We start from the raw sequence: 24,565 nt of genomic DNA, 5'->3' as shown, positions 1-24,565 counted from the left end.
CCCCACCAGGCGGCAGCGCACCACCGTCACCGTCCGGCTCACCGGCAACCGGCTGCTGAGCCTGCCGGGCGCCGGCAAGGAGGTGCGCCGCTTCACCCTGGACGCCGGCGACAGCCCCGCCCCGCTCGAGTACGAGGCCGGCGACGCGCTCGGCATCCGCCCCACCAACTGCCCGGACCTGGTGGCCGAATGGCTCGCCGTCACCGGCGTCGACCCCACCGCCGCGCTCACCCTCGGGGACACCGGGGACGTCCCGTTCGCCGAGGCGCTCCACCGCCACCTCGACATCACCAGGATCACCCCCGCCCTGCTCCGCTTCGTCGCGGAACGCACCGGCGACCGCGGCCTGCGCAAGCTGCTGCGCCCCGGCAACGCCGGCGAACTCGACCAGTACTCCTGGTGCCGGCAGGCCGTCGACGTCGTCACCGAACACCCGGTGCGCGCCACCCCCGGGGAGTGGGCCGAGGCGCTCGGCCGGCTCCGGCCCCGCCTCTACTCGATTTCGTCGTCACCGCTCGGCGACCCGCGCACCGTCTCGCTGACCGTCTCCGTCGTCCGCTACGAGAACGCGGGCGGCCGGGGCCGCAAGGGCGTCTGCTCGACCTTCCTCGCCGACGCCGCGCCCGGCACCGAGATGTCGGTGTTCGTGCAGCGCGCCCCGCACTTCAGGCCACCCACCGACCCCGCCACCCCGATGGTGATGGTCGGCCCGGGCACCGGCGTCGCCCCCTTCATCGGCTTCCTCGACGAACGCCGCGCCCGCGGCCACCGCGCCCCCAACTGGCTCTTCTTCGGCGAGCAGCACCGGGCCACCGACTTCTACTACCGCGACGAACTGACCGCCTTCCGCGATCAGGGCCTGCTCACCCGGCTCGACACCGCGTTCTCCCGCGACCAGCGCGCCAAGGTCTACGTCCAGGACCGGATGCGCGAGCAGGGCTCCCGCCTCTGGTCCTGGCTCCGGGACGGCGCCCACTTCTACGTCTGCGGCGACGCCAGCCGGATGGCCCGCGACGTGGACGGGGCGCTGCGCGAGATCGCCCAGACGCACGGCGGCCTCCAACGGGACGAGGCCGCCGCCTACGTGCGCCGGCTCGCCGCCGACCGCCGCTACGTCCGCGACGTCTACTAGGCCCTGTCCGCGACCTGGGCCCGGCCGGCCGGGGCGTGCTCGCCCGCCGGGTGGCGGGCGTGCGGCACCACCATCGGCGTGCCCGTCCGCGGGTCCGGCACGATGTCGCACGGCAACCCGAACACCTCGGCCACCAACTCGGCCGTCAACACCTCGTCCGGCGGCCCCTGGGCGACCACCCGGCCCTCGTTCATCACCACCAGGTGCGAGGCGAAGCGCGCCGCCTGGTTGAGGTCGTGCAGCACCGCCACGATGGTCCGCCCCTCCCGGTGCAACTCCCCGCAGAGCTCCAGCAGCTCGTACTGGTGCGCGATGTCCAGGAAGGTGGTGGGCTCGTCCAGCAGCAGCAACTCGGTCTCCTGCGCGAGCACCATCGCGATCCACGCCCGCTGCCGCTGACCGCCGGACAGCTCGCTCGCCTGCGCGTCGGCCAACTCGACGAGACCGGTGCGCTCCAACGCGAACGCGATCGCCGCGTCGTCCGCCGGCGACCACTGGCGCAACAGCGTGTGATGCGGATAGCGGCCGCGCCGCACCAGACCCCGCACCGTGATGCCGTCCGGCGCCACCGGGCTCTGCGGCAACAGCGCGACCTGCCGCGCCGCCTCCTTCGCCCGATAGCCGCCCAGGTCCCTGCCGTGCAGCAGGATTCGCCCGCCGACCGGCTTCAGCACCCGCGCGAACGCCTTCACCAGCGTCGACTTCCCGCAGCCGTTGGGGCCGATGATCATGGTGAGCCCGCCGTGCGGGATGTCGATGCTCAGCTCCCGCACGATCGGATCACCGCCGTACGAGATCGTCACCTCCCGCGCGCTCAGCCCCCGCTCGTCCGCCTGGATGGTCAAAGCCGTCCCCTTCTCCATTCCCGAACCAGCAGATAGCCGAGGTAGACGCCGCCGATCGCCATCGTGTAGATGCCCACCGGCAGACCGTCCGACCAGGGCGCCTGCTGCGCCGCCAGATCGGCCAGCACCAGCAGCAGCGCGCCCACCAGGGCCGCGAGCGCCTGATGCGCCCCCGTGCCACCCGTCAGCCGACGGGCGATCTGCGGGGCCGTCAGCGCCACGAACGCGATCGGCCCCGCCACGCTCACCGCCCCCGCCGACAGCACCACCGAGAGCGTGACGGCGAACACCCGGGTCCGCGTCGGGTCGGCGCCCAGCCCGGCGGCCAACTCGTCGCCCATCTCGCTCGCGTCGAGACGCCGGCCGAGCAGCGCCGCCAGCGGCACCACCACCGCGAGCACCAGCCAGATCGTCGCCGCGTGGTCCCAGTCCCGCGCCGACAGGCTGCCGTTCACATACGCCATCAGCACCGAGGCCCGGTCCCGCTCCATCACGTAGACCACGTACTCGGTGAACGCGAACGCCATCGCCGCCACCCCGAGACCGGCCACGATCAGCCGCCCCGGGTTGCGGAAGCCGGTGCCCGTGGCGAAGTACACCAACCCCATCGCCAGCGCCGCGCCGGCCAGCGCGCCGAGCCACACCGGCAACGTGCCCGGCAGCAGCAGCGCGAAGACCGCCGCCCCGGCCCCCGCGCCCGCGCCGAGCCCGATCACGTCCGGACTGCCCAGCGGATTGCGGGTGACCGACTGGAACAGCGCCCCCGACAGGCCGAGCGCCGCTCCCGTGCCGATCGCCACCACCAGCCGCGGGCCGCGCAGCCGCTCCAGCACGAACGCGTCACTGCCCTCGGCGCCGCCCACCAGCGCCCCCGGCAACTCGCCGAGCGGGATGCCGAGCCGCCCCAGCGTCAACGTCGCCACGCTCGCCCCGAGCAGCAGCACCACCACCGCGAGCGCCGCCAGCAGATAGCCCCGGTGCACCGGCAGCGCCACCACGCGCCCGATCCGCAGCACGCCGGGACGGGCCCGCTCCGCCGTCGCCGTCACGCGCTCCCCCTCATCCGACGCACCGCGAACAGCAGCACGGGCGCGCCCACGAACGCCGTCACCACGCCCACCATCAACTCCTGCGGACGCACCACCACCCGGCCCACCACGTCGGCCAGCAGCAGCAACGCCGGCCCCACGATCGCCGCGTAGGCGATTTGCATCCGGAAGTCGACGCCGACCAGCGCCCGGACCACGTGCGGAACCGCCAGGCCCACGAAGGCGATCGGGCCCACGGCCGCCGTCGCCGCGGCGCTCAGCAGCGTCGCCGCGACCAGCCCGGCCGACCGCAGCACCATCGGGTTGGCACCCAGCGAGGACGCCGACTCGTCGCCCAGCGCCAGGGCGTTGAGCCCCGGGCCGAGCAGCAGCGCCAGCGTGAAACCGATCAGCGCGAACGGCAACACCGAGCGGAACACGTCGAAGTCGCGGCCGCCGAGCGCGCCCACGACCCAGTACCGGTAGCTGTCGAACGCGTCGGGATGGCTCAGGGCGATCGCCTGCACCAACGCCGTCAGCACCGCCGACACCACGGCGCCCGCCAACACCAGGCGCACCACGCCCGAGTCGGCGCCGGCGGCCCCGATCACATAGACCAGCAGACCGGCGATCAGCGCGCCGGGCAACGCCCACCACACGGTGGCCGCCTGCCCTGACACGCCGAGGAAGGCCGTCGCCGACACCACGGCGGCCGCGGCGCCCGCGTTGATGCCGAGCAGCCCGGGATCGGCCAGCGGGTTGCGGGTGATGCCCTGCATCAGGGTGCCGCCGACGGCCAGGCAGACACCCGCGAGCACGCCGAGCGCCGTCCGCGGGTAACGGCTCTCGACGACCGTCGTGAGATAGGGGTCGGCGTCGCCCGACCAGACGTCGAGGACGTCGCCGAACGACGTCGACCTGCTGCCGAACATCACGCTGGCCAGCACGGCGAGCGCCAGCACGGCGATTCCGATGAGCAGCGCGTACACCCGTCGAGCGGTGCCGACGCGGGAGGCGTCGGCACCGCTCGGGCGGGGCTTCGCGAGGGTGGTGGTCACGAGGACGTGCTACCCCGTCCTCGTCACTGGTCGATCGTGGCGACGGCCTCGTCGATCAGCGGCAGATAGCGGTCGATCACCCACGGCACGGTCAGCGGGTTGATGATCGACGACGCGGTGACGAAGGAGTTGTCGTCGCTCGCCACGACGGAGCCGCGCTCCACGGCCGGGATGGCGGCGTACAGCGGCTGCCCCTCGATCTCCTGACGGGTCTCCGCGTCGGTGTAGAAGGTGAAGACCAGGTCGCTGTCGGCGAGCTGGTCCGCGTTCTCCAGGCCGATCAGCGCCGAGTCGGTGCCCTCGGTCTCCTCGAAGGTGTCGACCACCGGGTCGACCGCCAGGCCGAGGCCCGAGACCATCGCGACCCGCTGCTCCTCGGGCAGGAAGACGCCGAGGGTGCCGGGACCCGAGGTGTAGACGTAGGAGAAGGTGACGTCCGCGTACTCGGGGCGGGACGCGGCGGCCTCCGCCAGCCGGTCCTCGATGCCGGAGATCAGGCCGGCCGCCTCGTCGGGCTGACCGAGCGCGGTGGCGATGATCTCGATCTGCTCGTCCCAGTTGGTGGACCAGGCCAGGTCGGGGTAGGCCACGGTGGGCGCGATGTCGGACAGCACGTCGAAGTCGTCCTGGGTGATGCCGGACCAGGGGGCCAGGATCACGTCGGGCTCCAGCTCGATGATCGCCTCGAAGTCGATGTCCTCGGCGCCGGCGAACTGGGTCGGCAGCTCGTCACCCGACTCGGTCACCGCCTCGTGGATCCACGGCAGGTAGCCGGTGTCGTCGCTGCCCCACTCGTAGCTCTCGATGCCGACCGGCGTGTGGCCGAGCGCGATCGCCGTCTCGGCCGAGCCCTGCCCGAGGGTGACGACCCGCTCGGGCTGCTCCTCTATCGTGGCCGCGCCGAGCGCGGACTCGATGGTCACCGGGAACGCGCCCTCGCTCTGCGCGGAGTCGCCGGAGTCACCCGAGCCGCCCGAGGTCTCCTCGTCGTCCGAGGAGCAGCCGGAGAGCGCGAGGGCCGCGACGGTGGCGGTGGCGGCGGCGGTGAGGCTGAGCGCGTGGCGGCGCACGCGGGTAAGGCGGGGCGACATGCTGTTCCTTGGGTGGGTGTGTGCCGTGTGGGCGTTCGGGGACGAAGGCTAGCTTAGGTAAGCCTTACCATACACGGCGTGGAGATCAGGTGTCCGAGGCGGGCACGCCGGCTCCGCAGCCCGGGTCCAGGAACGGGAGGACGGCCGCGCCCGGCAGCTCCCGCACCGGCCGGTCGACCTGGCCGATCCGCCTGGCGGGGGCGTCCGACTCCGGTTCGCCGCAAGGCTGTTCGTCCAGCGCGGCGTGGCAGAGGTCGCCGCGTGGGGTGGCGAGATGCCAGAGGTAGGGCGGATCGCCCGCCACCGGGAACAGCGCCAGGGTGTCGAACTCCCGGGCGATCCGCAGGGCGAGGTCGGTGACGGACGGGGCGCGGTCCTCGTCGAGGTGGTAGATCGGGAGCGACCAGGCCAGGTCGCCCCGCAGCCGTTCGTACGGGCAGCTGACGACGGACGAGCCGAGGGCGTCCCACTCCTCCGCCGACCACTGGTCCTGCTCCTCCCGGCAGCGCACGAAGACCCGTTCCGGCGGCACGCGGAAGAAGTCGCTCAGCACGTCGCGCAGTCCGTGCGGCACGTGGTGCCCGGTGACCGCCATGTCGTGGCTCATGTCGCCAGCCTGTCACGGGCCGATTCGGCGCCGCCGCGGAAATCCTTTGCCCGGGCCGTTCCCCGACGGTTCCATGGGAGCGCTTCCATGAGAACATCTCCCTTGTCGCACGCGCATGTTCCTTACGAGCCGCGTTCTCTTCGAGCGAAGGAGCAGTACTGTGCCATCCGATATGTCATGGACACGACGTAGATTCGTGACCGTGGCCGCCCAGGCGTTCGTCGTGGCCGGGGTCGGCGGGGCCGCCGCCGTCCAGCCGGCCGGTGCCGCCTCGGCGGCGGCCAAGTCCCTGTATCTTCCGGCGCGTTGGCAGTCCACCGGCGAGGTGCCGTGGAGCCAGGACCGGACCAGGGAGTCGGCCAACTTCATCCTGCTGTGGGGAGAGAAGTCGGGCACCAACCCGCTCAACGCCCCGGGCGAGTTCCGGTTCGACCCGAACGACATCCTCAACCAGTTGGAGAGCCTGTACTCCTTCTACGTGAACACCATGCGGTTCACGCCGGAGACCGGGCTGCTCGCCGAGCACAAGATCGTGGTGATCGTCACCCGCACCTGGAACCGCACCGCGCTGGACGCCTGGGCCACGGGCGGCTCGGTGGACGGCCGGGTGGGCGTCATCAACATCGCGCCGGCCGCCGCCCAACCGGGCTCCTGGGGCCTGGCGCACGAGCTCGGCCACGTCTTCCAGAACTACACCTTCCTCGGACGCGGTTCGGGCGTCGGCTTCACCGACCCGTCGGCCGGCACCTTCTGGGAGACCAGCGCCGAGTTCATGGCGATGCGGGTCTATCCGAACGGCGGCGCCGGCGACCTCACCCGTTTCCTGCGCACCGAGAACCTGGCCTGGTCGTCCAGCCGCCACCACTACGGCAACTGGATGCTGATGCAGTACCTGGTCGACCGGTACGGCGGCATCCAGGCGTTCAACGACATCTGGAACCAGGCGCGGAGCAACGAGCACCCGCTGGAGACCTACCGGCGCGTCAACAACCTGACCCAGGCCCAGCTCAACACCCGGGTCGCGGAGTACGCGCAGCGCCAGGTCACCTACGACTACTCGAACCGCGCCAACATCATGCCGTTCATCAACGGCGTCTACGGCGCGGGCTTCATCAACGCCTACAACGGCGTCCCGGTGGAGCCGATCAACCAGTCGGCCGGCCAGTACGCCGTCTCGAACCGGCTCGCGCCCTCCGACTACGGCTACAACAAGATCCGTCTCGTGCCGAGCGCCGACGGCGGCCTGATCACCCTCCGCTTCCGGGGCCACGTCAACGCGGCGGCCGGTTCCGGCTGGTCCTACGGCTTCGTGGCGGTGCGCGACGGCACGCCGCGCTACGGGCCGATCCACAACAGCGCGGACGGGCAGGTCACCTTCCAGACCCAGTCCGGCGAGCGGGACGTCTACCTGGTGGTGACCGGCACCCCGAGCACCGTGCACCACTACGCCTTCCTGGACGGCTACCCGAGGAACTACCGCTACCCGTACGAGATCACGCTCCAGGGTGCCGTCCCCTCCGGTTACGAGCCCGGCTACCAGAAGCCGGCCGCGACCGGCGGCGGGCACTGGCACGCCAACGGCGGAGGCTGGGTGGACAACCGGGCCAACGTCGCGGCCAGCGCCTATGTCGGTCCGCGCGCCGCCGTGTTCGGCAGTTCCACGGTCAGCGGCAACGCCCGCGTCGAGGGCCTGGCGTGGGTGAACTCCGGCGCCACGATCCGCGACAACGCGGTGGTCAGGGACAACGCCATCATCCAGGGCGGCGCCAACCTGTCCGGCAACGTGGTGGTGGGCGGCGACGCCGAGCTGTGGATCGCCTGCTCCTCCGGCACCTACCTGATGTTCAACCCCGACCGCGGCTGCGACGGCCGCGGCGGCGAGACGGACATCAACCCGGCGGTCAGTCCGTTCACGGCGGCCGAGATGGCCATCAGGGGCGACTGACCGCTCCCCGGGCGGCGTCCGCCGGCGCCGCCCGGGGCCCGTTGTCAGTGCCGTTTGCCACCATGGCGGCATGACCGACCAGCCGAGTGCCGCCACCGCGGCCATCGCCGCCTACTGGGACGCGGCGGCCGACCGGTTCGACGAGGAGCCGGACCACGGCCTGCGCGCCGCGGAGACCAGGGCGGCGTGGCGGCGCCGGCTGCGTTCCTGGCTGCCGTCCGCGCCGGCCGACGTGTTGGACGTGGGCTGTGGCACGGGCTCGCTCGGGCTGCTGATGGCCGAGGCGGGGCACCGGGTCACGGGTGTCGACCTGGCGCCCGGCATGATCCGGCGGGCGCGGGAGAAGTTCCAGGCCGCCGACCGGGGCGGCCGCTTCCTGGTGGGGGACGCGGCCGCGCCGCCCACCGGCGCCGCACGGTTCGACGTGCTGGTCGCGCGGCATCTGGTGTGGACGCTGCCGGATCCGAGGGCGGCGCTGGTGGCCTGGCTCGGGCGGTTGCGTCCCGGTGGGCGGCTGGTGCTGGTCGAGGGGCGGTGGCGGGAGGCCGGGCAGGCCGGGGTGCCCTATGTGGCGGGGGCCGAGTCGCTGCCGTGGGCCGGCGGGATAGCGGCGGCCGAGCTCTCCGCCGTGCTGCGCCCTTCGGTGGCGCGGGTCTCGGTCGAGCCGCTGAGCGGGGATCCTGCGCTGTGGGGCGGCCCGGTGGCGGACGAGCGCTACGCGCTCGTCGCGCTCACGGCGTCCGCGGCACGGGGGTGAGCAGGGTGCCCTCGGCCAGGTAGTGCTCCAGGTTGCGGCGGGCGAGGTCGCCCATGGCCTCCCGGGTCTCGTGGGTGGCGCTGGCGATGTGGGGGAGGAGCAGCACGTTGTCCAGGCCGAGGAGCGCGGGCGGCACGTGGGGTTCGTCCGCGAAGACGTCGAGGGCGGCGCCCGCGATCCGGCCCTCCGACAGGGCGGTGACGAGGGCCGGTTCGTCCACCACGGAGCCGCGGGACACGTTGACCAGGTAGCCGTCGGGGCCCAGCGCCTTCAGCACCTCGGTCGAGACCAGCCCCCGGGTGCCGGCGCCGCCCGCGGTGGCCACCACCACGGCGTCGGCCCACTCGGCCAGGTCGCGGGGCGACTCGGCGTAGTGGTGGGGCACGCCCTCGACCCGGTGGCGCGAGTGGTAGCCCAACTCGGCGTCGAAGCCGGCCAGCCGGCGGGCGATGGCGCCGCCGATCCGGCCGAGGCCGAGGATGCCGATCCGCTTGCCGCTCACCCGGCTGGCGAGCGGGTAGCCGCCGGCCACCCAGGAGCCGCTCCGCACGTAGCGGTCGGCGGCGGCGAGCCGGCGCATCACGTCGATCAGCGCGCCGACCGCGAGGTCGGCCACGCAGTCGGTCAGCACGTCGGGGGTGTTGCTGACGTCGATGCCGCGGGCGCGGGCCCTGGCCACGTCGGTGGTCTCGTAGCCGACGCCGAAGTGCACGATGGCGCCGAGCCCGGGGAGCGCGTCCATCAGGGCGTTGGGCACCCCGATCCGGGCGGTGGTCACGGCCGCGACCACCTCGCCGCCGTGCGCGGCGAGATAGGCGTCCTGGTCGGGCTGGTCGCTCAGCCGCACCGCGTGGTGGTTCTCGGCCAGCGCGGCGTCGAGCGAGGGGAGCAGGGGGCAGACCTGGAGGACCGTGCCGCTCGGAGGGGTCATGCGCTGGTCACCTTCTCCACCAGGGCGCGGAGCTCGCCGCGTTCGGCCGGGGTGAGGTCGGTCAGCGGCGGGCGGACCGGGCCCGGGTCGCGGCCGACGACGGCCAGCCCGGCCTTGACGATGGACACCGCGTAGCCGACGCCGCGGTCGCGGATGGTGAGGTAGGGGAGGACGAACTCGTTGAGCTTCCGGTAGACGGTCGCGGCGTCCCGCGCCCGCACCGCCGTGTAGAAGTCGAGCGCGAACTCGGGGAGGAAGTTGAAGATCGCCGAGGAGTAGGTGGTGACGCCCATCTCCAGGTACGGCAGGGCGTACGTCTCGGCGGTGGGCAGGCCGCCGACGGAGAGCAGCCGGCCGTCGAGGCCCGCGTGGATGCGGGTCATCAGGTCGACGTCGCCGATGCCGTCCTTGAAGCCGATCAGGTTCGGGCAGCTGTCGGTCAGTTCCCGGACGGCGTCGAAGCCGAACGCGGCGTTGGCCCGGTGGTAGACGATCACCCCGAGCTCGGTGGCCTCGCACACCGCCCTGACGTGGGCGACCAGGCCCTCCTGGGACACCTCGGTGAGGTAGGGCGGCAGCAGGAAGACGCCGGCCGCGCCGGCGGCCTCGGCGTCCCTGGCCATGGCGACGGCCTGCGCCGTGCCGTAGCCGGCCGGCGCGACCACCGGCTTCTCGGCCGGCGTGGCGGCGACGGCGGCGCGGACGACCCGGCCGACCTCGTCCGGGGTGAGCGAGACGAACTCGCCGGTGCCGCCCGCCGCGAACACGCCGGAGACCGGATACGAGGACTGCCAGGCCACGTGGGCGCGGTAGCCCTCCTCGTCGAAGGTGAGATCCGGCCGGGCATGGGTGACGGGGAAGCACAGCAGGCCCGCGCCGAGGGTGGTCCGCAGGCTCTCTGGACTGAACGAGGTCATGGTCTCCGCTCCGGTGTCGGCTCCGGTGTCGAGGAAGCTGCCCGGAGCGTATGGCCAGGGGTGATACCTGTCTAACACCAAGAAGGCATCCATCGATACCTTCGATGCATACTGTGCCCGTCCGCCGCCCAGTCTCCGCGAGGTCGTCATGCCCACCCAGTTCACGCTCGAGCAGCTGCGCGGCTTCGTCGCGGTGGCCGAGGAGGGCCACTTCGGCCGGGCCGCCGACCGGCTGCGGATCACTCAGCCGCCGCTGAGCCGCCAGGTGCAGAAGCTGGAGCGCGCCCTGGAGGTGGAGCTGCTGGTCCGCACGGGGCGCGCGGTGCTGCTGACCGCCGCCGGCCGGGCGTTCCTGACCGAGGCGCGGCGGATCCTCAAGCTCACCGACGCCGCCCCCGCGACGGCCCGCAACGCGGCCCGCGGCGAGGCCGGCGCCCTGTCCATCAGCTTCACGGCGGTGGCCGCGCTCGCCGTCCTCGGCTCCTGGCTGCGGACCATCACCGGTGAACTGCCCATGGTGGAGCTGACCCTGACCGAGATGGTCACCGGGGACCAGGTCGACGCGGTGCTGGCCGGCGGCGTGGACATCGGCCTGGTCCGCGGGGTGCCGGCGTCGGACGTGCTGAGCGTGCGGCGGGTGCACACCGAGAGCCTGCTGCTCGCCTGCCCGCGCAACCACCCGCTGGCCGCCCTCGGCCGGCCGCCGTCGCTGGTCGACATCGGGCGCCACGGCGTCGTCACCTACCACCCGGTGGTCGGCCGCTACCTGCACGAGCTGGTGATCAGCGTGTTCCGGCAGGCCAGGATCGAGCCGCGCTACGTCCAGCGGGTCGGGCAGGTGCACAGCCTGCTGGCGCTGGTGAACGCCGGCCTCGGCGTGGGTCTCGTGCCCAGGACCGCGGCGCGGCTGCGGCTGCCCAACCTGGCCTTCACCGAGATCGACGGCCTCAGCCCGGACGTCGTGGAGACCCACTCCGTGTGGCGGACCGACCACGCGAACCCCGCGCTCGACGCGCTGTTGCGACTGATCGGATCCGGCCATGACCGAACCCTTGACGGCCTGGGGACGCAGCCCTAGCGTCTCCGTCTACAAATGCAGACGCGGGACGCATTTATAGACGGCCGGGCCTCTCCTGAAGATCGGCCCCGAGGGTCGCGCGTCCCCGGCGGCAACACCCCAGCTCTCCGGAGAGACGATGACGACGAAGTCTGCCGTACCTCCCACGCCCTCCCCGGGCAGGGCCCGCGCGTCGCTCGCCGCTCTCGTCTCGACCACGTTGCTGCTGACCAGCGCGTGCGCCGTGGCGAACAGCGGCGACGGCGGCGACGCGGGCAGCGGGGCGGGCGGCACCCTGCGCGTCGTGCTCGGCCAGGAACCGCCGACGCTCGAACCCTGCGAGGCGTCGCTGACCTCGACCGGCGTCGTCGTCCGCTCCAACATCACCGAGCCGCTGATCGAACGCGACCCGACCTCGGGCGAGTTGCTCCCGCTGCTGGCCACCGGCTGGCAGCAGTCCGAGGAGGACCCCACCACCTGGACCTTCGACATCCGCGAGGGCGTCACCTTCCAGAACGGCGAGCCGTTCACCGCCGAGGACGCGGCCTTCACCATCGACCGCGCGGTCAACTCCGACCTGGCCTGCAACGTCGACGGCTACGTCTTCGGCGACATGGAGCTGACGGCCGAGGCCACCAGCACCACCCGGCTCACCGTCACCACCGGCGACCCCGACCCGATCCTGCCGCTGCGGCTCAGCTTCGTGGAGATCGTCCCCAGGACCACCAGCACCGAGGCCAAGGTCCGCGAGCCCGTCGGCACCGGCCCCTACGCCGTCGCCGAGTGGCGGACCGGCATCTCCATCACCCTCCGGCGCAACGAGGACTACTGGGGCGAGGCCCCCGCCTACTCCACCGCCCGCTACGTCTGGCGCGCCGAGTCCAGCGTCCGCGCCGCCATGATCGACCGCGGCGAGGCCGACATCGCCGCCGCCCTCGACCCCGAGGACGCCACCGAGGAGAACTCGGTGCCCTATCCCAACAACGAGACCACCGCGCTGCGCCTCGACGGCACCGAGGCCCCGCTCGACGACATCCGGGTGCGCCGGGCGATCTCCCTCGCCATCGACCGCGACGGCATCGTCGACACCCTCTTCGACGGCGAGGCCGACCCGGCGGCCCAACTGGTGCCACGCGGCGTCGTCGGCTTCAACGACGAACTCAGCCCCACCCCCTACGACCCCGCGGCCGCCCGCGCCCTCGTCGACGAGGCCGCCGCCGACGGCGTCCCCGTCGACCGGCGGATCACCCTCATCGCCCGCAACAGCCAGTTCCCGCGGGTCGCCGAGACCGCCGAGGCCCTCCAGTACCAACTGGCGGAGATCGGGCTGAACGTAAGGATCCGGATGACCGACACCGCGGCCCATCTCCAGTACCAGCTCCGCCCGTTCCCCGAGGACGCCGGGCCCGTCGCGCTGCTCATCATGCACGGCAACCAGGCGGGCGACGCCGCGTTCACCGCCAGCCAGTACCTGCTCGCCGAGGGGCCGCAGTCCACCTTCGGCACCCCGGACCTCGACCAGCGGATCGCCGAGGCCGACGCCGTCGCGGGCCCGGCCCGGCAGGACGCCTTCGCCGACGTCCTCACCCACCAGGACGAGACCGTCGCCCAGTACGCCTACCTCGCCCACATGCGCGGCCTGCTCGGCCTCTCCCCCTCGGTCAGCTACGAGCCCGACCCCGCCACCGGCGACGAACTGCGGCTGGCCGAGGTCAGCCCCGCCGGCGACCCGCGACCGAGAGACGAGGACTGACGATGACGGTCTTCCTGCGCAACCGGATCGCCTCCAGCGCGATCCCCCTGCTCTTCGTGGTGCTCGGCGTGTTCTGCCTCGCCCGGCTGGCCGGCGACCCCGTCGACCTCTACCTGCCGCTCAGCGCCACCGAGGAGCAGCGCGCCGAGTTCTCGGCCGCCCACGGCTTCGACCAGTCCATACCGGCCCAGCTCTGGGACTACCTGGGCCAGGTCGTCCGCCTCGACTTCGGCGAGTCGCTGCGCACCGGGCAGTCGGCCGGCGAGATGGTGCTCACCGCCTTCCCCGCCACCCTGCAACTCGCCGCCGTCACCATGGTGATCGCCGTCCTCGCCGCGATCCTGGTGGGCAGCGTCGCCGCCTACCGGCCCAACTCGGCCGTCGACCGCTTCTCCAGCCTGCTTGCCATGACCGCCGCCAGCATCCCCGACTTCTGGTTCGCCATCGTGGGCGTCCTGATCTTCGGCGTCAGCCTGGAGTGGCTGCCGACCTCCGGCGTCATCGGCGGCCCCGAGATCTGGGTGCTGCCCATCGCCACCCTGCTGATCCGTCCCTTCGGCGTGCTGGTGCAGGTGGTCCGCGGCAGCATGGTCGCCGCGCTCTCCGCGCCCTACGTCAAGGTGGCCCGCAGCAAGGGCGCCAGCGAGCGGCGCGTCGTCTTCGGACACGCCCTGCGCAACGCCACCACCCCCGTCCTGACCGTCGCCGGCGACCTCACCATCGGCCTGGTCAACGGCGCCGTCGTGGTCGAGACCATCTTCGGCTGGCCCGGCATCGGCAAGCTGATGATCGACTCCATCCTCCAGCGGGACTTCGCCGTCCTCCAGGCCGCCGTCCTGCTGACGGCCGTGACGATCTTCGCCCTGAACATCGTCGTCGACGTCGCGCACGCGCTGATCGACGCCCGCGTCCGCCAGCCGGTCCAGGCGTGAACCAAGGAGCCACGATGACCACCACCGCAGACCCCGCGACCGGCTCCGCACCACCCGAGGGCGCCGCCGCGCCACCGGGCGCCCGCCCGCCACGCTGGTGGCGGCTGCTCGGCCGCGACTGGGCCGCCGCCGTCGCGGCCACCGTCCTCGGCGCCGTCCTCCTCGTCGCCCTGCTCGGCCCCCTGCTCATCGGCGACCGGGCCGTCCGGCAGAACCTCGACGCCTCGCTGCGCCCGCCGTCCCTGGACCACGGGTTCTTCGGCCTGCTCGGCACCGACGTCCTCGGCCGCAGCGTCCTCGCCCGACTGGTCGAGGGCGCCGGCACCACCCTCTCCGTCGCCGTCCCCGCCGTGCTGTGCTCGCTGGTGGTCGGCTCTGCCCTCGGCATGTGGGCCGGCTTCCACGGCGGCATCAGGGAGAGCCTGGCGATGCGGCTCGCCGACGCCATCCTCAGCTTCCCCTCGCTGCTGATCGCGGTCGTCGTGCTCTACGTCTTCGCGCCCAGCGTCGGCAACCTCGTGGCGATCCTGGCCGTCGCCCGGATCCCCGTCTACCTGCGGACCGCCCGCGCCGAGTCGACCGAGCTGCGCAGCCGGCTCTTCGTCGACGCGGCCCGCACCTTCGGCACCGCGAGCTGGCCGATCATCTACCGGCACATCCTGCCGATCGCCCTGCCCACCCTGCTGACCGTCGCCACCCTGGACTTCTGCTTCGTCATGCTGACCGAGTCCTCGCTCAGCTTCCTCGGCATCGGCATCCAACCGCCCGAGGTGAGCTGGGGCCTGATGGTCGCCCAGGGCCGCCAGTACCTCCAGACCGCCTGGTGGATCGCCGTGCTGCCGGGCGTCGCCATCATGCTCGTCACCGTGTCGGCCACCGTGCTCGCCGCCTGGGTGCGGCTGGCCACCGACCCCGCCCAGCGCTGGCGCCTGACGCTGCCCCGCAAGCGGCGCGGCACCCGTCCCGTCACTCCGGAGGTGACCGCCTGATGCCCGCCTCGACCGAGACCGAGACCCGCGCCGAGGAACGACCGGCCGACGACCCCGCCCTCGAGGTGCGCGGGCTCTGCGTCGACCTGCACACCGCGGCCGGCACCGTACGCGCCGTCGACCACGTCGGCTTCACCGTGCGCCGCGGCCGCACCCTGGCGCTGCTCGGCGAGTCGGGCTGCGGCAAGTCGATGACCGCGCAGGCGATCGTCGGCCTGCTCGACCCGGTGGCCGAGGTGACCGGCGGCTCCGTGACGGTCGCCGGCACCGACGTGCTGCGGCTCAGCCCGGGGAAGCGGCGAAAGCTCGCCGGCCCGGTGCTGTCCATCGTGTTCCAGGACGCGCTCACCGCCCTCAACCCCGTGCAGCCGGTGGGCCGTCAGCTCGCCGAACCGTTCCGCATCCACCGCGGGCTCTCCCGGCGGGCCGCCAGGGAGAAGGCGATCGAGCTGATGGCCAGCGTCGGGATCCCCGAGCCGCGCCAGCGCGCCCGCTCCTACCCGCACCAGTTCTCCGGCGGCATGCGGCAGCGCCTGCTGATCGCCATGGCCGTCGCCCTGGAGCCGGACGTGCTGCTCGCCGACGAGCCCACCACCGCGCTCGACGTCACCGTCCAGGCCCAGATCATGCGGCTGCTCCGCGACCTCCAGACCGAGCACCGGCTCGCCGTCGTGCTGATCACCCACGACCTCGCCGTGGTCGCCCAGCGCGCCGACGACGTCGCCGTGATGTACGCGGGCAACGTCGTGGAGACCGGCCCGGTGCGCGAGGTCTTCGCCGCGCCGCGCCACCCCTATACCAGGGGCCTCCTCGACTCGGTGCCGGAACACGCCCGGCGCGGCGAGCGGTTGCCCGCCGTGCCGGGCAGCCCGCCCGAGCTCAGCGCCATCCCGGCCGGCTGCGTCTTCCAGGCCCGCTGCCCGCTGGCCAGGGAGCGCTGCGTGACGGAACGCCCGGTGCTCGCGCCCGTCGGCGCCGGCCGCTCGGCCGCCTGCCACTTCTCCGAGGAGCTCGCCCATGCCTGAGACCACCCTCGAACGGACGCCGGACGCGGCGCCCTCCGGCGCGCCGCTGCTCGACGTGACCGGGGTGCGCAAGACGTTCAGGTCCGGCCGTGGCCGACTGACCGCGCTGGACGGCGTCGACCTGCGGCTCGGCCGTGGCGAGACGCTGGGCCTGGTGGGGGAGTCGGGCTGCGGCAAGTCCACGCTGGCCAGGGTGCTGCTGCGGCTCGAGCGGCCGGACGCCGGCACGGTGCGCTTCGACGGCGTCGACCCGTTCGCGCTCCGCGGCAGGGAGTTGCTGGCCTGGCGCCGCCGGGTCCAGATGGTCTTCCAGGACCCCTTCGCCTCGCTCAACGCCCGGATGAGCGCCGCCGACATCATCGGCGAGCCGTGGCGCACCCACCGCGACGTGCAGCCCACGGCGCAGGCCAGGCAGCGGCGGGTGCGCGAACTGCTCGACCTGGTCGGCCTGCGGGAGGGCGACGCCCACCGGCACCCCAACGAGTTCTCCGGCGGGCAGCGGCAGCGGCTGGGCATCGCCAGGGCCCTGGCGCTCGAACCCGACCTGATCGTGTGCGACGAGCCCGTCTCCGCGCTCGACCTGTCGGTGCAGGCCCAGGTGCTCAACCTGCTCGCCGACCTCCAGCGGCGGCTCGGCGTCTCCTACGTCTTCATCTCCCACGACCTGTCGGTGGTCCGCCACGTCGCCGACCGGGTGACCGTGATGTACCTCGGCAAGGTCATCGAACACGGCCGCACCGAGGAGGTCTTCGACCGGCCGCTGCACCCCTACACGGCCGCGCTGCTGTCGGCGGCGCCGACCCTCGACGTGTCGGGCGAGGCGGGCGCCGACCGCGAGATCCCGCTGCGGGGCGAGATCCCCTCGCCGTTCGACATCCCGTCGGGGTGCCGGTTCCGCACCCGCTGCTGGAAGGCGGAGGACCGCTGCCGGGACGCGGCGCCGCCGCTCAGGACACGAGTGGTGGACGGCGGAGACGAGCCACACGAGGGGCTCTGCCACTTCCCGTTGGAGGTCGCCGGCTGACGCCGGCTGACGCCGGCCGGGGCGGCTCAGCCGCCCCGGCACAGCCGGCCGGTCAGTGGTTCACCGCTGGTCAGCCGGGCGATGTTGTCGGCGATCTCCCGGGCCCGGCCGCCGAAGGTCTCCGTGGTGTGGCCCGAGTGGTGCGGCGTCAGCACCACGTTCTCCAGGGTGTGGAACGGGCGGGTGTACCCCCGGCTTCCGGTGCCGTCCTTGGGGTGCGACCACCAGACGTCGAGTGCCGCGCCGCCGATCGCGCCGGCGGCCAGTGCCTCGTACAGCGCGTCCTCGTCGACGACGGGCCCGCGCGCCACGTTGACCAGCAGCGCGTCCGGCCGCATCCGGGCCAGCGCGGCGGCCCCGATCAGCCCCCTGGTCGCCGGCGCGAGCGGCACGGTCAGCACCACCACGTCGGACTCGGCGAGCAGGGCGTCGAGCCCGTCCTCGCCGTCCACCCGGTCCAGCTGGTCGGGGCGCAGGCCGGCCGGGAGCGGCGCGTCGGGCTTCCGCCGGACGGCGCGGGCCCGCATGCCGAGCGCCGTCAGAGCGCGCACCACCTGCCCGCCGATCCCACCGAGCCCGACGACGCCGACCGTGCGTCCGGCCAGCGTGCCGCCGAGCGCGACCCCGGGGTCCACGGCCACCGACTCCCAACGGCCCTCGCGCATCAGCCGGTCGGCGCGGAGCACCCGGCGGGAGAGCATCAGCGTGACCAGCACGACGTGCTCCGCCATCGAGGGGCCGTGGTGCGCCGTGGTGCAGACGGCGATCCCCGGGGCGAGCGAGTCCAGGGCGATCCGGTCCACGCCGGCACCGGTGACGTGCAGCAGCCGGAGCGCGGTGGCGGCCTCGGCCAGGGGCGCGGTCACCCGGGAGGCGACCAGCACCTCGGCACCGGAGAGCTCGGCGGCGACGGCCGCGTCGGGCCGGCCGGCCAGGAACGCCCAGTGGTGGCCGTCGGTGCCGCCGCGGGTCAGCTCGGCGCGGAACCGGTCGAGGATGGGGTCGGTGAGCACGATCCTCATGGCGCCTCCTCCCGCCTCACCAGCGCGGCGGGGTCGGGTCGAACCCGGGGTGGACGCGGCGGTAGTACCCGGTGTCGTCGCGCTCCCTGAGGCCGCAGGCCAGGTACCGCTCGTGCATCCTGGCCAGCGCGTCCCGGTCGAGCTCCACGCCGAGCCCCGGGCCGGTGGGCACCGCGAGGGAGCCCTTCTCGAAGACCAGCGTGCCCGGCACGACGACGTCGTCCTCGGGGTCCTTCCAGGGCCAGTGGGTGTCGCAGGCGTAGGTGAGGTTGGGGGTGGCCGCGGCGAGGTGGGTCATCGCGGCGAGGCTGATGCCCAGGTGCGAGTTGGAGTGCATGGAGAGGCCAAGCCCGAAGGTGTCGCAGATCGCGGCGAGCGACCTGGACCGGCCGAGGCCGCCCCAGAAGTGGTGGTCGGAGAGGATCACCTGGACCGCGTCCTGCTCGACGGCCGGCTTGACCTGGTCGAACGCGACCACGCACATGTTGGTGGCGAGCGGCATCGGCACCTCGCGGGCGACCCGGGCCATGCCGTCGATCTCGGTGGTGGGGTCCTCCAGGTACTCGATCACGCCGGCCAGCTCCCGGCCGACCCGGATCGAGGTCTCGACGCTCCAGGCGCCGTTGGGGTCGATCCGCAGCGGGTGGTCGGGGAAGGCGGCGCGCAGCGCGCGGACGGCCGCGATCTCCTCGTCGGGCGGGAACACGCCGCCCTTGAGCTTGATCGCGGTGAACCCGTAGTCGTCGATCATCCGCCGGGCCTGTGCCACCAGTTGGTCGGGGTCGAGCGCGGCACCCCAGGAGTCGGGCTCGGCGTCGGGGTGCCCGGCCCACTTGTAGAAGAGGTAGGCGCTGTAGGCGACGCGGTCCCGGACGGCGCCGCCGAGCAGGTCGCTCACGGGCCGGCCGAGCACCTTGCCCTGGATGTCGAGGCAGGCCACCTCGAAGGGGGAGAGCACCCGGTCGGCGGTCCTGGTGCCGGTCACCATGCCGCTCATCCCGTGGCCGCCGCTGCCGGCGTCGGCGGCCAGCGCGTCCCGGATCCGGCGTGCGATCTCCTGGACGTGCCACACGTCGACGCCGGTCAGGCGCGCGGCGGCCGCCCGCAGCCGGTCGAGGTGGGCCGCGTCGCCGTAGCTCTCGCCGAGCCCGTACACGCCGGAGTCGGTGGTGACCTCGACGATCGCCCGCAGCGCGAACGGCTCGTGGACGCCGACGGTGTTGAGCAGGGGCGGATCACGGAAGGCGACGGGCGTGATCCGGATGTCCCGGATGCGGTGCGGCTCGTTGGTCGGTGTGTCTGGCACCCTGGCCCTCCGGCGGACGGCGACTGACGGCAGCGTCAGCGATCGAACGGATACCCGGGCAGTCTAGCCACGGGTCGTCTATATAGGTAGACGCTGGTCAGAAATGAAGACAGGAAGCCGTGGTTCGGCTCACAGTCCGTCCTCACCCCAGGACCCGAAGCCGAGCGAGAGCGCGCCCTGTTCGATGCTGTCCCTGGCCCGGCCGAGCGCCGTGACGACGTCCTCCTCGCGGGCCGGCGTCAGGCGTGCCAGCGGTACCGAGCAGCTGATGGCGTCGGTCGCCGGCTCCGCGTAGCGCAGCCGCAGCGCGAAGCACTTCACGCCCTGGGTGTTCTCCTCCCGGTCCACCGCCCAGCCGCGCTCCTTGATCTCGGCGAGATCCCGCTCCAACGCCGCCCGGTCGGTCAGCGTGTGCTCGGTGAGCGGCGCCAGCTCCGCCGGCAGGTGCCGCGCCAGACCCGCCTCGTCGAGCCCGGCGAGCAGCGCCTTGCCGAGCGCCGTCGAGTAGGCGGGCAGCCGGCGGCCCACCCGGCTGTGCGGCCGCAGGTACTGCCCCGACTCGCGCGTCACCAGGTAGACGACGTCGGTGCCCGAGAGCCGCCCCAGGTGGAAGGTCTCGTCCAGGTGCTCGCCGAGCCGGTCGAGCACCGACTTGGCGGTGTGCACATAGGGGTCGGTGTCCAGATAGCTCGTGCCGGCGAGCAGCGCCCGGATGCCGATCCCGTACATCGTGCCGGAGGCGTCGGTCCGCACCCAGCCGTACTTGGTCAGCGTGCGCAGCACGGCGTAGCAACTGCTGCGCGGCATGCCGAGCGCCTCGCTCAACTCGCGCAGCCTGGCCGGCCGGTTCTGGCGGGCGGCGAGCAGTTCGAGCAGTTCCAGGGTCCGCGCCGCGGACTTCACCTCACGCACCCCGCCGGTCCGCTCCTCGGGGGTCGGCTCGGGCGCCGGCTCCGGGACCCGGTCGGCCGCGGCGTGGCCCTCCGTCGCGCGGTCGCCGTGGTGGTCGGTCGGTGCGGTCATCCGGCCCCTCCTGGCCCAGGGGCGTGGCCGTCAGGGCTCCGACCGCCGGGTAACCGCCCATGGTGTGGGGACACGCTACCCGCGCCGCCCGCCCCGGCCGAGACGTCCGGCACGGTCGGCCCCTGGTCGGGTCCTGGTCGGGTCCTGGCCGGGCCGTCCGCGCGGCGCCGCCCCGGCGCCCGGACTTCGCACTCCGGCTGTGCTTTGCCCATGGGAAAACGGCGGAGATTGTGTGGTGGTTCTGAATCGATCGACGCCGAATTCCGACCGTCACATACCCGCTGAAGTGCGCGGCCGACATATTCGGCTCCCCTATTCATAGGGGTTGACGGCGATTCGGACCCTGGCAAGAATCTCCGGTGAGAACCGCGACACCATGCATTGCAGGCTTCGGCCTGAGGGGGAGGCATTGGTGATCGCTGTGCCGGCGTGGGCACCTCTGGGTGATCGCCGGCCGCGCGATCTCACACTCGCTCCCCTGTTCGCTTGGAACACCGAGGGAATGGAGGGGTGAATGCCGACGGCACCGACTTATCCCGGCGTGTACATCGAGGAACTTCCCAGTACCGTCCGCACGATCAGTGCGGTGACCACCTCGGTCACCGCGTTCGTCGGGCACACGCGCCGCGGGCCGGTCAACCGGCCGATCACCATCACGAGCTTCGCCGACTTCGAGCGGCAGTTCGGCGGCCTGGCGGCGGACAGCCCCGTCAGCTACGCCGTCAGGCAGTTCTTCCTCAGCGGCGGCTCGGTCGCCGTGATCGTCCGGGCCGTCGCCGCCCAGGGCGGCACCGCCGCCACCGTGACCCTGCGCTCCACCGAGGCCGGCACGGAGGCCGACGCGCTCCGCATCACCGCCCGCGACCCCGGCAGTTGGGGCACCGGCCTGCGGGTCACCGTCGACCAGGACACCTCGGCGCCCGACGCCACCTTCAACCTGGCGATCACCGACACCGCGGGCGCCGTCCGCGAGTCGTTCACCGGCCTCTCCACCCGCGAGGGCGACCCCCACTTCGCCGAGACCACGGTCAACGAGTCCTCGGCCGCCGTCTCCGTGCGGGTACTCGGTGAGGGCCGCCCCGACCCGTCGGGCACGGTCAGCAAGCCGTTCCCCGAGGAACTGCCCGACCTCGCCAAGGAGATCGAGGTCAGGATCGGCGACGTCGCCCGCACCTTCACCCTCTACGAGGAGGACGACGACGGCGACGCTCCGGCGACCCTCGTCGACCTGGCCCTGCTGCTGGAGCGCAAGCTGCGCTCGCTGCCCGACGCGCCGGGCAGGCGCGCGTTCGCCGGCACCCGCGTCGTGCCGTTCGGCCGCCGGCTCCAGGTGGTCGCCGGCTCACCGGACCCCGCCGACGTCGTCCGCTTCGTCGGCCAGGCCGCCAACGACCTGGGCCTCGAGGCGTCCGTCAACGCGCCCGTCTTCGCCCTGGGCGGCGGCGAGGACGGCGGCGCCCCCGGCTTCACCGACCTGATCGGCAGCGAGGCCCGCAAGAGCGGCATCCAGGCGCTGCGTGACGTCGCCGACGTCAACCTGCTGGTGCTCCCCGAACTCGCCTCGTACGCCTCTCCCGACGAGATGGTCACCGTGCTCTCCGCGGCCGAGGCGCTGTGCGAGGAGAAGCGGATGTTCCTCATCGCGGACGCCCCGGCCACCTGGACCAGCGTCAACGCCGCCCGCGCCGGCCTGGCCACCTTCGACTCGGTGCGCAACGACCACGCGGCCCTCTACTTCCCGCACCTGGAGCTGACCGACCCGCTCACCGGCCGGCTGCGGGCGTTCCCGCCCTCCGGCACCGTCGCCGGCATCTACGCCCGCACCGACGCCGAGCGCGGCGTGTGGAAGGCGCCGGCCGGCATCGAGACCCGGCTCTCCGGGGTCCGGGCGCTCACCGTCCCGATGACGGACCCGGAGAACGGGCTGCTCAACCCGCTCGGCCTCAACTCGCTGCGGAACTTCCCGGTCGTCGGCCCGGTCATCTGGGGCGCCCGCACCCTCGACGGCGCCGACGCGCTGGCCTCGCAGTGGAAGTACGTGCCGGTCAGGCGGCTCGCCCTGATGCTGGAGGAGAGCCTCTACCGGGGCCTGAAGTGGGTCGTCTTCGAACCCAACGACGAGCAACTGTGGTCCCAGATCCGGCTCAACGTCGGCGCCTTCCTGCACACCCTCTTCCAACAGGGCGCCTTCCAGGGCACCTCGGCCCGCGACGCCTACTTCGTCAAGTGCGACCGCACGACCACCACCCAGGACGACATCAACCGCGGCATCGTCAACGTGCTCGTGGGATTCGCCCCGGTCAAGCCGGCCGAATTCGTGATCGTCAAGATCGAACAGATCGCCGGGCAGTTCGAGTCCTAGTCGGACACTGAAACGGGTAAGGCGTAAGGCCGCGAAAAGAGATCACCGTGGTCCCTGGGATCACCGTGGTCGGTGAGATCGCGGAGATCGCGGAGATCACAGAGGTCGCAGAGGCAGGATCGAGACATAGGAAGCCGCATGGCCGAATTCACCGTCAACGCGCAGCGATTCGACCCGTACAAGAACTTCAAATTCCTGGTGGTCTGGGACGGCCGTATCGTCGCGGGAGTCAGCAAGATCAGTGCGCTCAAGCGAACCACCGAGGTCGTCAAGCACCGCAACGGCGGCGACCCGAGTTCGCCGCGCAAGTCCCCGGGCCGCAGTGAGTTCGAGGCGGTCACCCTGGAGCGCGGTGTCACCCACGACCCCGAGTTCGACCGCTGGGCCAACAAGGTGTGGCAGGTCGGCGCCGGCCGCGGCTCCGAGATGTCGCTGCGCGACTTCCGCAAGGACCTGACCATCCAGGTCCTCAACGAGGCCGGGCAGGTGGCCGTCTCCCACAAGGTCTACCGGGCCTGGCCGAGCGAGTACCAGGTCCTGGGCGAGATGGACGCCAACGCCAACGCGGTGGCCATCCAGAGCCTCAAGCTGGAGTGCGAGGGCTGGGAGCGGGACTACGAGGTGCCCGAGCCCGAGGAGCCGTCCTTCCAGCAGCCCGCCTAGGGACCCGCGCGGTGAGCGGGGAGGTGACCGGGGACGGACGCGGCCTGGACGCCGCCGGGCTGCTGGCCGTCTGGGAGGCGGGCGTCGCCACCGGCGGCGTCGGCCGGGCGCTGCTGCTCCACGCGGCGGCCCGCCCGGCGTTCGGCACCGACGAGCTGCTGGCCACGCCTGTCGGCCGCCGGGACGCCGACCTCTTCGCGCTGCGCGCGGCCCTGTTCGGCGACCTGATGGACGTCAGGGTGACCTGTGAGGAGTGCGAGCAGGAGATGGAGTTCGGCTTCAGCGCGGCCCAGGCCATCGCCGCCGGCCCCCCGGCCGACCGGCCGCCGGCCGGCGGGTCGCTGGCGGGCGGGTCGCCGACCGCGGAGTCGCTGAGCGCCGCGTCGCTGACCGTCGAGGAGGGCGGCTGGACGGTCCGGTTCCGGCTGCCGACCACCGGCGACCTCGCCGACGCCGAGGAGGCCGGCGCCCCGGAGCGGGCCCGGCGCGAACTGCTGCGGCGGTGCGTGCTCGCGGCCGAGCTCGACGGTGCGCCGGTGGCCGCCGACCGGCTGCCCGGTCCGCTGCCGGAGGACGTCCAGCGGCGGATCGCCGAGGCCGCGGCCCAGGCCGACCCGTGCGCCGACATCCGGCTCGCCGTCGCCTGCCCGGAGTGCGGCCACCGCGCCACCGCCGAACTCGACATCGCCGCCTACCTGTGGACCGAACTCGACGCCTGGGCCCGGACCACCCTGCTCGACGTGCACCTGCTCGCCAGCGCCTACGGCTGGTCGGAGGTCGACATCCTGGCGCTCAGCCCGCTGCGCCGCCGCTACTACCTGGAGCTCTGTGCGGATGCCTGACTTCTTCGCCCGCCTGGTGGGCCGCACCACGGCCGGCGCCACCGTGGCCGGCGCGCCCAGGGTCCGCCCCCGGCTGCCAGGCCCCTTCGAGCGTCCGGACGGAGCCCGCGCCGGCACCTCCGACATCGAGGAGACGGAGGCCGGGAGCGACGCCGCGCCGACCCCGGGCTCGTCCCGCCACACGCCGGCGGGCACCGTGGCGGCCGCGCGGCGCGCCCCACCACCCCTCGCGCCCGCGCTCGTCGCCCCGCCGGCC

Annotated in this window: 22 protein-coding genes and 1 pseudogene; 13 read left to right on the top strand and 10 right to left on the bottom strand. The window is 73.1% G+C overall.

Translation table 11 applies throughout. The features are described from left to right. On the top strand, positions 1 to 1,132 hold a 1,132-nt coding region (locus E1283_RS06730), incomplete at its 5' end, for a diflavin oxidoreductase (RefSeq protein WP_425086139.1). Here the strand turns inward: E1283_RS06730 and E1283_RS06725 are convergent. From E1283_RS06725 to E1283_RS06705, 5 genes are all read right to left on the bottom strand, one after another. Further along, on the bottom strand, positions 1,129 to 1,995 hold the full coding sequence (locus tag E1283_RS06725) for an ABC transporter ATP-binding protein (protein ID WP_132816967.1): 867 nt from the start codon (positions 1,993 to 1,995) through the stop codon (positions 1,129 to 1,131). The genes E1283_RS06730 and E1283_RS06725 overlap by 4 nt on opposite strands. Beyond that, positions 1,974 to 3,026: a FecCD family ABC transporter permease gene (locus E1283_RS06720; protein WP_132816966.1), complete on the bottom strand. Its 1,053-nt coding sequence runs from the start codon at positions 3,024 to 3,026 to the stop codon at positions 1,974 to 1,976. Before E1283_RS06720 ends, E1283_RS06725 begins: the two co-directional genes overlap by 22 nt. Further along, complete coding sequence (locus E1283_RS06715; RefSeq protein WP_132816965.1) at positions 3,023 to 4,063, bottom strand: FecCD family ABC transporter permease; 1,041 nt, start codon at positions 4,061 to 4,063, stop codon at positions 3,023 to 3,025. The genes E1283_RS06720 and E1283_RS06715 overlap by 4 nt, the downstream gene beginning before the upstream one ends. Positions 4,064 to 4,086: 23 nt before the next feature. Further along, on the bottom strand, positions 4,087 to 5,154 hold the full coding sequence (locus E1283_RS06710) for an iron-siderophore ABC transporter substrate-binding protein (RefSeq protein WP_132816964.1): 1,068 nt from the start codon (positions 5,152 to 5,154) through the stop codon (positions 4,087 to 4,089). 85 nt (positions 5,155 to 5,239) lie between these two features. Continuing rightward, positions 5,240 to 5,761 (bottom strand): hypothetical protein, encoded by a 522-nt coding sequence (locus tag E1283_RS06705; protein ID WP_132816963.1) that lies wholly within the window; start codon positions 5,759 to 5,761, stop codon positions 5,240 to 5,242. Between the two features lie 202 nt (positions 5,762 to 5,963). Here E1283_RS06705 and E1283_RS06700 point away from each other — a divergent pair, with 202 nt between their 5' ends. Both E1283_RS06700 and E1283_RS06695 read left to right on the top strand, forming a co-directional pair. After that, the gene (locus E1283_RS06700; RefSeq protein WP_207930315.1) at positions 5,964 to 7,706 is read left to right on the top strand and encodes a DUF6055 domain-containing protein; all 1,743 of its coding nucleotides are present in this window, start codon (positions 5,964 to 5,966) and stop codon (positions 7,704 to 7,706) included. Positions 7,707 to 7,776: 70 nt separating this feature from the next. Next, a complete protein-coding gene (locus E1283_RS06695; protein ID WP_132816962.1) occupies positions 7,777 to 8,463 on the top strand; it encodes a class I SAM-dependent methyltransferase in 687 nt (228 codons plus the stop codon). On the opposite strand, the gene E1283_RS06690 is transcribed toward E1283_RS06695, so the two are convergent. Together E1283_RS06690 and kdgD are read right to left on the bottom strand one after the other, a co-directional pair. Beyond that, the gene (locus E1283_RS06690) at positions 8,438 to 9,394 is read right to left on the bottom strand and encodes a 2-hydroxyacid dehydrogenase (protein WP_132816961.1); all 957 of its coding nucleotides are present in this window, start codon (positions 9,392 to 9,394) and stop codon (positions 8,438 to 8,440) included. The two genes, E1283_RS06695 and E1283_RS06690, sit on opposite strands and share 26 nt — an antisense overlap. After that, a complete protein-coding gene (gene kdgD / locus E1283_RS06685; protein WP_132816960.1) occupies positions 9,391 to 10,311 on the bottom strand; it encodes a 5-dehydro-4-deoxyglucarate dehydratase in 921 nt (306 codons plus the stop codon). The genes E1283_RS06690 and kdgD overlap by 4 nt, the downstream gene beginning before the upstream one ends. A gap of 148 nt (positions 10,312 to 10,459) precedes the next feature. On the opposite strand from kdgD, the gene E1283_RS06680 reads away from it, so the two are divergent. From E1283_RS06680 to E1283_RS06655, 6 genes are all read left to right on the top strand, one after another. Continuing rightward, positions 10,460 to 11,389, top strand: a complete 930-nt coding sequence (locus E1283_RS06680) for a LysR family transcriptional regulator (RefSeq protein ID WP_132816959.1) — start codon at positions 10,460 to 10,462, stop codon at positions 11,387 to 11,389. 118 nt (positions 11,390 to 11,507) lie between these two features. Beyond that, positions 11,508 to 13,121 (top strand): ABC transporter substrate-binding protein, encoded by a 1,614-nt coding sequence (locus E1283_RS06675; RefSeq protein WP_132816958.1) that lies wholly within the window; start codon positions 11,508 to 11,510, stop codon positions 13,119 to 13,121. 2 nt (positions 13,122 to 13,123) lie between these two features. After that, the gene (locus tag E1283_RS06670; RefSeq protein ID WP_132816957.1) at positions 13,124 to 14,053 is read left to right on the top strand and encodes an ABC transporter permease; all 930 of its coding nucleotides are present in this window, start codon (positions 13,124 to 13,126) and stop codon (positions 14,051 to 14,053) included. Between the two features lie 14 nt (positions 14,054 to 14,067). After that, on the top strand, positions 14,068 to 15,042 hold the full coding sequence (locus E1283_RS06665) for an ABC transporter permease (RefSeq protein ID WP_132816956.1): 975 nt from the start codon (positions 14,068 to 14,070) through the stop codon (positions 15,040 to 15,042). Beyond that, complete coding sequence (locus E1283_RS06660) at positions 15,042 to 16,067, top strand: ABC transporter ATP-binding protein (protein WP_132816955.1); 1,026 nt, start codon at positions 15,042 to 15,044, stop codon at positions 16,065 to 16,067. The genes E1283_RS06665 and E1283_RS06660 overlap by 1 nt, the downstream gene beginning before the upstream one ends. Beyond that, positions 16,060 to 17,091 (top strand): ABC transporter ATP-binding protein, encoded by a 1,032-nt coding sequence (locus E1283_RS06655; RefSeq protein WP_132816954.1) that lies wholly within the window; start codon positions 16,060 to 16,062, stop codon positions 17,089 to 17,091. Before E1283_RS06660 ends, E1283_RS06655 begins: the two co-directional genes overlap by 8 nt. A gap of 26 nt (positions 17,092 to 17,117) precedes the next feature. On the opposite strand, the gene E1283_RS06650 is transcribed toward E1283_RS06655, so the two are convergent. The 3 genes from E1283_RS06650 to E1283_RS06640 all read right to left on the bottom strand — a co-directional run bounded on the left by E1283_RS06650 (position 17,118) and on the right by E1283_RS06640 (position 20,442). Then, on the bottom strand, positions 17,118 to 18,113 hold the full coding sequence (locus tag E1283_RS06650) for a 2-hydroxyacid dehydrogenase (RefSeq protein WP_132816953.1): 996 nt from the start codon (positions 18,111 to 18,113) through the stop codon (positions 17,118 to 17,120). Positions 18,114 to 18,129: 16 nt separating this feature from the next. After that, positions 18,130 to 19,419, bottom strand: a complete 1,290-nt coding sequence (locus E1283_RS06645; RefSeq protein WP_132816952.1) for a glucarate dehydratase family protein — start codon at positions 19,417 to 19,419, stop codon at positions 18,130 to 18,132. A 129-nt stretch (positions 19,420 to 19,548) separates the two neighbouring features. Continuing rightward, the gene (locus E1283_RS06640) at positions 19,549 to 20,442 is read right to left on the bottom strand and encodes an IclR family transcriptional regulator (RefSeq protein WP_132816951.1); all 894 of its coding nucleotides are present in this window, start codon (positions 20,440 to 20,442) and stop codon (positions 19,549 to 19,551) included. Between the two features lie 514 nt (positions 20,443 to 20,956). Here E1283_RS06640 and E1283_RS06635 point away from each other — a divergent pair. The 4 genes and pseudogenes from E1283_RS06635 to E1283_RS06620 all read left to right on the top strand — a co-directional run. Then, entirely contained in the window at positions 20,957 to 22,804 is a 1,848-nt protein-coding gene (locus tag E1283_RS06635; RefSeq protein ID WP_132816950.1) for a phage tail sheath family protein, read from the top strand. A gap of 138 nt (positions 22,805 to 22,942) precedes the next feature. Continuing rightward, entirely contained in the window at positions 22,943 to 23,467 is a 525-nt protein-coding gene (locus tag E1283_RS06630) for a phage tail protein (RefSeq protein ID WP_132816949.1), read from the top strand. 11 nt (positions 23,468 to 23,478) lie between these two features. After that, positions 23,479 to 24,309 (top strand): T4 family baseplate hub assembly chaperone, encoded by an 831-nt coding sequence (locus E1283_RS06625; protein ID WP_243744647.1) that lies wholly within the window; start codon positions 23,479 to 23,481, stop codon positions 24,307 to 24,309. Continuing rightward, a pseudogene (locus E1283_RS06620) lies at positions 24,302 to 24,565 on the top strand (hypothetical protein); the annotation flags it as partial. The gene E1283_RS06625 and the pseudogene E1283_RS06620, both read left to right, overlap by 8 nt.

Source organism: Streptomyces hainanensis, assembly GCF_004348415.1.
In the GTDB taxonomy this organism is placed as follows: domain Bacteria; phylum Actinomycetota; class Actinomycetes; order Streptomycetales; family Streptomycetaceae; genus Streptomyces; species Streptomyces hainanensis.
This window is presented reverse-complemented; position numbering and strand designations above follow the sequence as displayed.

Coding starts and splice junctions, on each gene's coding strand:
- E1283_RS06695 (WP_132816962.1), top strand. CDS start 7,777: ATGACCGACCAGCCGAGTGCCGCCACCGCGGCCATCGCCGCCTACTGG.
- E1283_RS06640 (WP_132816951.1), bottom strand. CDS start 20,442: ATGACCGCACCGACCGACCACCACGGCGACCGCGCGACGGAGGGCCAC.
- E1283_RS06710 (WP_132816964.1), bottom strand. CDS start 5,154: ATGTCGCCCCGCCTTACCCGCGTGCGCCGCCACGCGCTCAGCCTCACC.
- E1283_RS06670 (WP_132816957.1), top strand. CDS start 13,124: ATGACGGTCTTCCTGCGCAACCGGATCGCCTCCAGCGCGATCCCCCTG.
- E1283_RS06655 (WP_132816954.1), top strand. CDS start 16,060: ATGCCTGAGACCACCCTCGAACGGACGCCGGACGCGGCGCCCTCCGGC.
- E1283_RS06690 (WP_132816961.1), bottom strand. CDS start 9,394: ATGACCCCTCCGAGCGGCACGGTCCTCCAGGTCTGCCCCCTGCTCCCC.
- E1283_RS06650 (WP_132816953.1), bottom strand. CDS start 18,113: ATGAGGATCGTGCTCACCGACCCCATCCTCGACCGGTTCCGCGCCGAG.
- E1283_RS06705 (WP_132816963.1), bottom strand. CDS start 5,761: ATGAGCCACGACATGGCGGTCACCGGGCACCACGTGCCGCACGGACTG.
- E1283_RS06635 (WP_132816950.1), top strand. CDS start 20,957: ATGCCGACGGCACCGACTTATCCCGGCGTGTACATCGAGGAACTTCCC.
- kdgD (WP_132816960.1), bottom strand. CDS start 10,311: ATGACCTCGTTCAGTCCAGAGAGCCTGCGGACCACCCTCGGCGCGGGC.
- E1283_RS06680 (WP_132816959.1), top strand. CDS start 10,460: ATGCCCACCCAGTTCACGCTCGAGCAGCTGCGCGGCTTCGTCGCGGTG.
- E1283_RS06725 (WP_132816967.1), bottom strand. CDS start 1,995: ATGGAGAAGGGGACGGCTTTGACCATCCAGGCGGACGAGCGGGGGCTG.
- E1283_RS06660 (WP_132816955.1), top strand. CDS start 15,042: ATGCCCGCCTCGACCGAGACCGAGACCCGCGCCGAGGAACGACCGGCC.
- E1283_RS06665 (WP_132816956.1), top strand. CDS start 14,068: ATGACCACCACCGCAGACCCCGCGACCGGCTCCGCACCACCCGAGGGC.
- E1283_RS06630 (WP_132816949.1), top strand. CDS start 22,943: ATGGCCGAATTCACCGTCAACGCGCAGCGATTCGACCCGTACAAGAAC.
- E1283_RS06675 (WP_132816958.1), top strand. CDS start 11,508: ATGACGACGAAGTCTGCCGTACCTCCCACGCCCTCCCCGGGCAGGGCC.